Here is an 8,139-nt window from a genome sequence, read left to right as displayed (position 1 = left end):
TCGTTAATCAGCCAATTCTCAAGCTGAAGATTTTTTGTATCGGGTAATAGGCGACACAGTACTTCTATAGCCTTTTGACCCATATTCGACTCTGAGTGTGTGATTCTCAACTATTTCTCGTTTTATTACCTAAAAGCTAGAGTACACAAGAAGTTTAGGCTTTTCATCTCCATTCTAGCTTTTATTGATTTGTTGACACCATTCTCAACTACTGAGGCGTTCGTTCTATCGCTATTGACTAAAAAAATTCATCTTTTGCGATCGCTCAACTGAGAGCATCCTCACCCTAGATCACCAAAAGTGGACAAGACCCATAATCCTGGCTGAGGCGTAATTATAGTTGCAAATAATCCTGGTTTGTAAATGTCATGATTGCAGGTTTGAGCGATTAGCATTGCAGGTCGCTACAAGTAGAAGTACGTGTTAGTGTTCTATTTTCAACAGTAATTATTGCAGTAGTCTTTGCACCGATTTTTGTTCTGTCTGGGGTAGAAGGTCGCATTTTCACACCAATGGGAATGGCGTATTTGCTATCGATTCTCGCTTCTACCTTAATTGCATTAACATTAACTCCAGCGCTATGTGCCTTATTACTGGCAAATCGACGTTTACCTAGTACGGAAACTTGGCTAGAGCGCAAAGTACATCAATTTTATCGTCCAGCGTTGAAGTTTTCAATTCGTCGCCCCCAGGTAGTTTTAGGAGTTGCACTTGCGGGTTTTGTTGCATCTATGATCATTCTACCTGGATTAGGAAAAGTCTTCCTGCCAGAGTTCCAAGACCGCTCTTTGGTCAATGCAATAATTCTTTTACCTGGTGAATCCTTAGATGCAACTGACCAAGCCGCTTTGGCAGTGATGGATGCTCTCAAAAATGATCAGCGCTTCGATGCCATTGCGTTCCGCTCTGGGTTTGCTCAAGGAGACCCGGATGTGGCAGGGGTAAACTTTGGCGAGTTGGATGTGCAAATTAGCGAAGAAGGAGGAAAGGATCGAGAGAAGACTGTTGAAGTACTCCGTAAAGAGTTTGAAAAACTTCCTGGTGTTGCAACTAATATCGGCGGGTTTATCTCACACCGCATGGATGAAATTTTATCAGGAGTCAGAAGTGCGATCGCTGTCAAAATTTACGGCTCCGAACTTGAACAACTCCGTACCATTGGTAAACAGGTACAATCCGCCATGAGTGGTATTCCCGGCATTGTGGATCTGCAACTTGAACCCCAAGTCCCAGTCAAACAAATTCAAATTCAATTTGACCGCGATGCAGCCGCTCGTTATGGGTTAACTGTGGGAGAACTGGCAGAAACTATAGAGACTGGATTGAATGGAAAAGCAGTTTCTCAAGTGTTGGAGAAGCAACAAACGTTTAATCTCGTTGTGTGGTTGCAAGATAGCTCCCGTAACAATTTGGACGTAATTGGTAACTTGTTGGTAGATACACCAAACGGGCAGAAAATTCCCTTATCTCAGGTTGCTAAAGTTGATTATGGCACGGGGCCAAGTACCATCAATCGTGAAAATGTTTCCCGGCTGATTGTGGTTTCTGCCAACGTTGCTAGAAAGGATTTGGGTTCTGTAATTAAGGATGTACGCGATCGCGTTAAACAAATTCAACTTCCTGGAGGCTACTATGTCCAATTTGGCGGTCAGTTTCAGGCACAGGAACAAGCAACGCAGACATTAATTATTGCAGGTGCAGTTGCGATCGCTGTAATTTCTGTACTGATTTACTTTGCGGTTAAGTCAATTCCTGCCACAGTCATGATAATGATTAACTTGCCACTGGCATTAATTGGAGGTGTCATCTCTGTAGCCTTGGGTGGTGGTATTATTTCTGTTGCTTCTATGGTTGGTTTTATCACTCTATTTGGTGTAGCTACTCGCAACGGATTGCTGTTAGTAGATAACTATAACAATCGCCTAGCAGAGGGAATAGCACTCAAACAAGTGATTGTTGATGGTTCGATGGAACGATTAGTTGCGATTCTCCTGACAGCACTTTCGTCAGCACTAGGTATGGTTCCATTAGTAATTGGTTCTGGTGCAGGTAAGGAAATTTTACAACCTTTGGCTGTGGTAGTGTTAGGTGGCTTGGTTACTTCCACTGCTTTAACACTCTTAGTTTTGCCGGCTTTATATTCGCTATTTGGTAAATTTTTGGTTCCCAAAAAGACTACACAAGTACAAGAAATCGATGTTACTCAAGGTTCAGTTGTATGACACTTAATTTATTAATTCTTCCCAGATGTCCACCTGGGAATGTAGAGATATTCATACGCTACGTATGTAATTGAGCGAAATTTTTCTAATAATTAATGAGGAGTAAATCAATGCAACCATTCAAATCAGGCTTTGTTGTTTTTGCCAGTGTAGGATTACTTTTTTTGGGAGCTTGTGGTAATCAAGCTTCTGAGTCTAGTAGTAATCCTTCTAGTCCTTCTACAGAAAATACTAACAAAACCGAACCAGTCGCCAAAACTGAAACATCTGCTCATGGCGACTCACATGGTAAAAATGCTCAAGTCGTTGAAGCAGGAAAATATCACTTAGAGTTAGTGCCTGAGAAAGAAGGTAGCACGACTCATTTAGATTTATATTTGCAAACGGGTGATAATCACCAAGCAATTCCAAATGCCAAAGTTACTGCTGATATCCAATCACCAGATGGAAAGCAAAAAACAGTTTATCTAACATACGATGCTGATGGTAAACATTATGCTGCGAAGCTCGATGGAGTTACGGCAGGTCAATATCAAGTGAAAGTTACTGCGAATGTTGGCACAGAAAAGGTCAACGGTCGGTTTAGTTTTAATCAGTAATCTAAGTTAGGCTAAATTTAAGGGTAAGCTTTGCTTGCCCACCCTTAAAATCAACTTATTAAAAATGGCTGAAAGCTGGGCTTCTGTACTCATAGGCAAGTGCCTCAGTTTAGCCTTTCTTTACTGCTATACCAATTATTTGAGGGCTGACGATCGCAGGGAGGTTTGCCCGAAAATGTTGATAATCTACTTGCTCAAACCTTGCATTCTCTAATGCTAACCAGGTTTCGCGGTCAGGATGGCAACCATCACCAAGCGTTTTCCAAAGCGGTTTTATTCCATGCTGTATCCGTCGCAACATTGTTCCTTGAGGTGCCGCAACGTGTTCAAGGAAAAAGAAGTGTCCACCAGGCTTAAGTACTCGTATAACTTCTTGCAATACAGCAGCTAGATTATTTACAGAACATAAAACAAGCGTACTTACGACAGCATCCATGCTGTTATCCTCGACTTCCAAGTGTTCGGCAGTTCCACTGCGGAGGTCAATATCTAAGCCGAGCCGCTCAGCTTCTTGCTGTATATATGGATGCATGAAAGGGTTTGGCTCAATACCAATCCAATGAATGTCGGACGGATAGTAAGACAAGTTGGGGCCCGTACCAGGCCCAATTTCTAAAACGTTGCTATGCAGTTGGGCAAACAAAGCTCGTTTTCGGTCTGCTATCTCCTCCTCGTATTTAGCGTTGCCATGAGCCATCATCCAGGCAAATAAACGTTTATACCAGTCTGGAGAACCTTTTGTATTTGACGCTACAGTATGTATTTTCGCCATCATTATTTTCTCAATTCTGGAACTATAGCTGGCGTTGCTCAAGCTATCATTATTACTCTCTACTGATTAACTAAGGTAATGGCTGAACTGTAATTTAATTACAAATAATCGTAACTTTCAAAATGCCTTGATTGCAGATTTGACCGATTAGTATTTCAAGTTATTATAGCTATGTAGATAGTCTTCAAATTTATTTCAGTTCTTTCCATGTCTTGCCGCTATCTTGGGATTGAAAGACAGCATTGTTATCATTTACTGTATAAAATATTTGGGGATTGCTAGGGGCGATCGCTAGTTTTACGACTACACCATTAGTTTCAGTCCAAAGTTTCTCCCACGTTTTACCACCATCACTGCTGCGATAGACACCGGGTGCTGACTTGAGAAAGCGATAGCCATACATTACAACATTGTTACCCTCTTTTTGCAGAGCTAGACTGGCAACAGGAGCTTCCCGTGTATTAGGTACTAGCATCCAGTCATCGCCACTGTTGATGCTTTTGTACATTCCCGAACGGGTAGTTGCAAACAAATGTTCAGGGCTTCGCGGGTCAACTGCAAGGTCAAAAGGAGCATCACTTAATCCCTTCATGCGGGGTTTAATCCAAGTTTTGCCACCATCAGTAGAAGTATGCAGCCCTTGCGCCCCAGAAGCAGGCCATCCATAAAAAACGTTAGGGTTACTAGGTGCGATTGCTATTGCATGAAAATCTACTCCAGGCATAGAAATCTGTTTCCAATCTTGCCCTTTATTTTCACTGATCTGGAATCCTAGATTACCTCCTGTGTGTGGATGTCCGCTGGAATAAAAGCGATCGCTATTAATTGGATCGGCAGTGAAGCCCATATAATCAGCTCGTTCTTTTCCCATCCAGAACCATTCCCCAGTTTCAGAACGTTGCAAAAGTCCGTTATGACTTGCAACATAAATAATGTTGGGATTATCTCGATTCACAGTCAAACCATGAACATGATTATTTGCTTGCCAATTGACTGCTTTTTCTAGGAATACATTTACAGCCTTTGGTTGAGCCTGGTTGTTTGGCTGGTTGGTGGAGAGTGGCTGGTTGGTTGACTGATTGCTAGTAGGCTGCTGGATAGAACGACCGAACCACACTCCCAAGCCTCCGCCTAAAAAGAGGAAAAATGCTACGGGTATAGCACAGCAAGCTACCATAGCAATTCCCATCCATTTCATCATGTTGTAGTCTTTTGAGTCAGGCTGACTCATAATTGTGTTTCTCCTGAGTAAGTTTTTTGCTGTAATAAAGCTATTGACTTATGATGAAACGCAAAAGCAAGTGCGATTTGAGCTTCTGGATAAAAGGAGCGAGTTCGATAGTCATCTTGGTTTACCTTAAGTTCCTTTGCCAAACCATAAGATAGCTTCCTTAGCAATGAATTCATTAGCCTTTTTCGGCGAGATTTCTCTAAACATTCCTAGTTTTTTCTGACATTTCAAATGTGTTTCTCGCCGATGGATTTATCAAGCTCTATCTTGATGGACTGTCTTGGTTGTTCATCATTCCCGGCATATTGTTCATCATTCCTGGCATCTTATTCATCATTGCTTGGCAACACTTACATCCCGTTTGGTTTGACTGCTGTGGCGTTTGATGCGTTGGCGCTGTTCTTTGACTGGTCAGCACTTGAATTAGTTTTGCTTCGTTTATAGCCCTGGCGGATTGATTCGGTGTCACAGTTCCCTTGGGAGTGTTGGCAAAGGAAGCAGTAGTGGTTAACGTAAGTAATGCAAAACTAGCTACAGCTCCGCTCAATACTGTCTTAACGCCTGTACTAATGTTCATTTTTTACTCTCCATTATTCTGTTAATTTGGTAGTTTCTGAGAAACTAAGGCCATTCTAAAGTCTCTATTCGGGTATAGAGTCAAGTCATAAATTTACTAGTCTCGGAAATTGTGAGCAGGTATATCAGAGCAAGCAACTTCCTCAATCAAGCTACAAAGCTCTTTATTACAGGGATTATCCAAAGGTCGGTTTTCCCAACGTTGTTGATATGCCTCTAGCTCATCCTTCAGTTCCTTCATGCGATAAATCTGCTCCTCAAGATGAGCAATTTTCTGTTTGAGTAAATCCCGAACTAGTGGACAAGCAGGGTCGCCTTGGGAACGGATGCCTAACACTTGTTGAATTTCAGACAGGGAAAACTGTAAGGATTGGGCTTTTTTGATGAATTGTAGCCTGTTGATTGCTTCACAGTCGTAATAACGGTAGCCACTTTCACTTCTTTCAACTGGTTTTATCAAGCCCAAGCCTTCGTAATACCGAATTGTTCCCACTGCCACATCAGTTTGCTTTGCTAGCTCACCAATTTTCAGCAGCTTTTTTGGGGATGATACCTCACAGCAAACTTGTTCCACGACAGCAATCATAGTTATTTACTACTATGTGTTGTTATAACTTTAAAGTCTATAGTCTGCTAGAGAGTCAAGTGATAATTGGAAAATTTTGTATAAAGTTTAATTACAATACTTGTGGGCAAAAATATTAGCTTAAAACTTGATGAGCCAGGGTTGCAAATTTGAGGAGATGATATGTCCAAATAATTTAAATTGAGGTTATTTGGAAAAGAATATTTACCTATGGGGTTGACTCTATAGTTAGCTAGAGGCTTCAGAATGAATGAGTCAAAATAATTTTGGTAGACATCATGATAAAACGTCAAATTGAGATTTTTACGGCTGACTGTCCTCTTTGTGATGAGACAGTGCAAATGGTGCAAGAACTGACTTGTCCTGACTGTGAAGTATCGGTCTATAACCTGCGACAAGAGCGGGAGAAAGCCCAGCAGTATGGAGTAAATGCAGTGCCAGCGATCGCTATTAATGGAAAACTAGTTATGACTGGCAAACCCAGTCGAGAGCAACTCCAAGTTGCTGGTGTAGGTCAGCCCTTGAGTTGAAATAGTTGAAACAGAAGGTAAATAAGCTGAAAGACCTTCAATTTGCAAAAAATTAAATCTATTGTAGGGTGGGCATCGCCCGCCCTAATTACGCAACTGAAAAGCACATTAGCTTATGAACCCTAAATCTGTTTTATGGTTTTGTTTTTCCTCATGGTGAGATTAATTTTATGAACTAAAATATATAAAAAATTTAGGATAAATAGCAATCAAATCAAATTTGGATTAACACGCTACTATAAAGTCGCTGTACTTCAATATGTATTTCGGCTTATGAAAAAAGCTAGAAGTTACGTATGAAAGAAACAAAAGCTCGCAAACAGTATGATCAGTTGGCAGCAATATACGACCAACGCTGGAGCAATTACGTTGCTAATACATTGTCATTTCTCAAAAGCTGGGAACAAATATCTCCGTCAGATGTTGTGCTGGATATCGCTTGTGGAACAGGGGAGTTTGAGCGGCTAATTTTAACTGAACAGCCGATGCAACAGATGGTTGGGGTAGACATTTCAGACAAGATGCTACTCATAGCTAAACAAAAATGTTGTAACTACCCTAATGTCTCGTTTTACAACGCATCAGTCTTAGCATTACCCTTTGTAGGTAACAGTTTCGATGTGGTCGTATCTGCTAGTTCATTTCACTATTTTGATGATCCCAACGCTGCATTAGCAGAAATGAAAAGGGTTCTGAAAGCTGATGGTAAATTAGTGATTTTAGATTGGTGCAGAGATTATTTACTATGCCAAATATGCGACATCATGCTAAAAGTTTTTGATCTAGCATACAGGCAGTGTTACTCCCAAGCTAAATTTCATCACCTGCTTACATCCGCAGGTTTTAACATTTGTCGTGCTACTAAGGTTCGTTTTGGCTTGATATGGGGATTGATGGTAATAACAGCTAGTCGCTGAATCACAAGTTTTACTCATTTGAGAATGAACGCTCTGTTGGCTTCTTGGTTGTCTTTTCAGTCGTTATCCAAGTTGCAGCAATTACCATTTTTTGGTAAGTAAGAAGGCACAATATTTGAGATTAGTTAGAGAAGCTTAAGCTCTTGGAGCGTTGAGGTAAAAGTAGCCAAAGGTAAAGTTTATTGCTACCTCCCTACTGGACTTCCACCACACCACGAAACATATTCATGCCACAGGTAAATTGATATTGACCTGGTTTAGGAGGTGTAAATTCAATGGGAGTGATATGGTTAAGAGGCAAATCTTGAGCAATGTGAAAATCAGGTAACAACACTTTCTCCAGACAGCTACTAGGGTCACGGCGAAAGAAATTTAGCCGTACAGGTTGACCAGATTTCACAATCACACGATCAGGTTCATAACCGCCGTCTACATTAATTGTTAGCTCCTGTATTCCTTGCTCAGAATTAGCTTTTGTGGCTTTATTTTTACTGAATAGAAACCACCACAGTTCCAATCCAATTAACCCCAAACCACCTAAAGTAACGCCGACTTTTAATGGTAATGGTTGCTCAATGCGGCGAAATTGACTGGTCTGTTCTGATGAATGTGTTGGCATTTGTGCTGTTGCTACACTTGATGCTGTACCAAACAGAAGTCCTAGCCCAGCAATGCTCCCCAAAATCTTACTTTTGTTAAACATTTG

The 8,139-nt window shown here is 41.1% G+C and carries 9 protein-coding genes and 1 pseudogene; 4 read left to right on the top strand and 6 right to left on the bottom strand.

From position 1 onward, the window contains the following. Positions 1-410 precede the first annotated feature (410 nt). Positions 411-2,222, top strand: a pseudogene (locus tag FNW02_RS06335) (efflux RND transporter permease subunit); the annotation flags it as partial. Between the two features lie 110 nt (positions 2,223-2,332). Continuing rightward, on the top strand, positions 2,333-2,821 hold the full coding sequence (locus FNW02_RS06330) for a hypothetical protein (protein WP_191756695.1): 489 nt from the start codon (positions 2,333-2,335) through the stop codon (positions 2,819-2,821). Positions 2,822-2,930: 109 nt separating this feature from the next. Here FNW02_RS06330 and FNW02_RS06325 read toward each other — a convergent pair whose 3' ends face one another. The 5 genes from FNW02_RS06325 to FNW02_RS06305 form a co-directional block, all read right to left on the bottom strand. Then, a complete protein-coding gene (locus tag FNW02_RS06325) occupies positions 2,931-3,596 on the bottom strand; it encodes a class I SAM-dependent methyltransferase (protein WP_225225469.1) in 666 nt (221 codons plus the stop codon). Positions 3,597-3,783: 187 nt separating this feature from the next. Then, positions 3,784-4,824 carry a F510_1955 family glycosylhydrolase gene (locus FNW02_RS06320; protein ID WP_191756694.1) on the bottom strand — a complete coding sequence of 347 codons (1,041 nt, stop codon included), beginning with the start codon at positions 4,822-4,824 and terminating at the stop codon, positions 3,784-3,786. Further along, positions 4,821-5,000 carry a hypothetical protein gene (locus FNW02_RS06315; RefSeq protein WP_191756693.1) on the bottom strand — a complete coding sequence of 60 codons (180 nt, stop codon included), beginning with the start codon at positions 4,998-5,000 and terminating at the stop codon, positions 4,821-4,823. Before FNW02_RS06315 ends, FNW02_RS06320 begins: the two co-directional genes overlap by 4 nt. Positions 5,001-5,086: 86 nt before the next feature. Beyond that, a complete protein-coding gene (locus tag FNW02_RS06310) occupies positions 5,087-5,401 on the bottom strand; it encodes a hypothetical protein (RefSeq protein WP_191756692.1) in 315 nt (104 codons plus the stop codon). Positions 5,402-5,497: 96 nt separating this feature from the next. After that, the gene (locus tag FNW02_RS06305; RefSeq protein ID WP_191756691.1) at positions 5,498-5,986 is read right to left on the bottom strand and encodes a heavy metal-responsive transcriptional regulator; all 489 of its coding nucleotides are present in this window, start codon (positions 5,984-5,986) and stop codon (positions 5,498-5,500) included. A 278-nt stretch (positions 5,987-6,264) separates the two neighbouring features. On the opposite strand from FNW02_RS06305, the gene FNW02_RS06300 reads away from it, so the two are divergent. Both FNW02_RS06300 and FNW02_RS06295 read left to right on the top strand, forming a co-directional pair. Next, positions 6,265-6,516, top strand: a complete 252-nt coding sequence (locus FNW02_RS06300; RefSeq protein ID WP_191756690.1) for a thioredoxin family protein — start codon at positions 6,265-6,267, stop codon at positions 6,514-6,516. A gap of 296 nt (positions 6,517-6,812) precedes the next feature. After that, positions 6,813-7,433 carry a class I SAM-dependent methyltransferase gene (locus FNW02_RS06295; RefSeq protein WP_191756689.1) on the top strand — a complete coding sequence of 207 codons (621 nt, stop codon included), beginning with the start codon at positions 6,813-6,815 and terminating at the stop codon, positions 7,431-7,433. A 193-nt stretch (positions 7,434-7,626) separates the two neighbouring features. Here FNW02_RS06295 and FNW02_RS06290 read toward each other — a convergent pair whose 3' ends face one another. Then, positions 7,627-8,136: a cupredoxin domain-containing protein gene (locus FNW02_RS06290; RefSeq protein ID WP_191756688.1), complete on the bottom strand. Its 510-nt coding sequence runs from the start codon at positions 8,134-8,136 to the stop codon at positions 7,627-7,629. Positions 8,137-8,139 lie beyond the last annotated feature (3 nt).

Origin of the sequence: Komarekiella delphini-convector SJRDD-AB1, assembly GCF_014831675.1 — a bacterium.
Taxonomy (GTDB): Bacteria; Cyanobacteriota; Cyanobacteriia; order Cyanobacteriales; family Nostocaceae; genus Komarekiella.
This window is presented reverse-complemented; position numbering and strand designations above follow the sequence as displayed.

Bases quoted from the DNA above. Each gene is read 5' to 3' on its own strand.
- FNW02_RS06300 (WP_191756690.1), top strand. From the start codon at position 6,265: ATGATAAAACGTCAAATTGAGATTTTTACGGCTGACTGTCCTCTTTGT.
- FNW02_RS06330 (WP_191756695.1), top strand. From the start codon at position 2,333: ATGCAACCATTCAAATCAGGCTTTGTTGTTTTTGCCAGTGTAGGATTA.
- FNW02_RS06320 (WP_191756694.1), bottom strand. From the start codon at position 4,824: ATGAGTCAGCCTGACTCAAAAGACTACAACATGATGAAATGGATGGGA.
- FNW02_RS06310 (WP_191756692.1), bottom strand. From the start codon at position 5,401: ATGAACATTAGTACAGGCGTTAAGACAGTATTGAGCGGAGCTGTAGCT.
- FNW02_RS06315 (WP_191756693.1), bottom strand. From the start codon at position 5,000: ATGAATTCATTGCTAAGGAAGCTATCTTATGGTTTGGCAAAGGAACTT.
- FNW02_RS06325 (WP_225225469.1), bottom strand. From the start codon at position 3,596: ATGATGGCGAAAATACATACTGTAGCGTCAAATACAAAAGGTTCTCCA.
- FNW02_RS06290 (WP_191756688.1), bottom strand. From the start codon at position 8,136: ATGTTTAACAAAAGTAAGATTTTGGGGAGCATTGCTGGGCTAGGACTT.
- FNW02_RS06295 (WP_191756689.1), top strand. From the start codon at position 6,813: ATGAAAGAAACAAAAGCTCGCAAACAGTATGATCAGTTGGCAGCAATA.
- FNW02_RS06305 (WP_191756691.1), bottom strand. From the start codon at position 5,986: ATGATTGCTGTCGTGGAACAAGTTTGCTGTGAGGTATCATCCCCAAAA.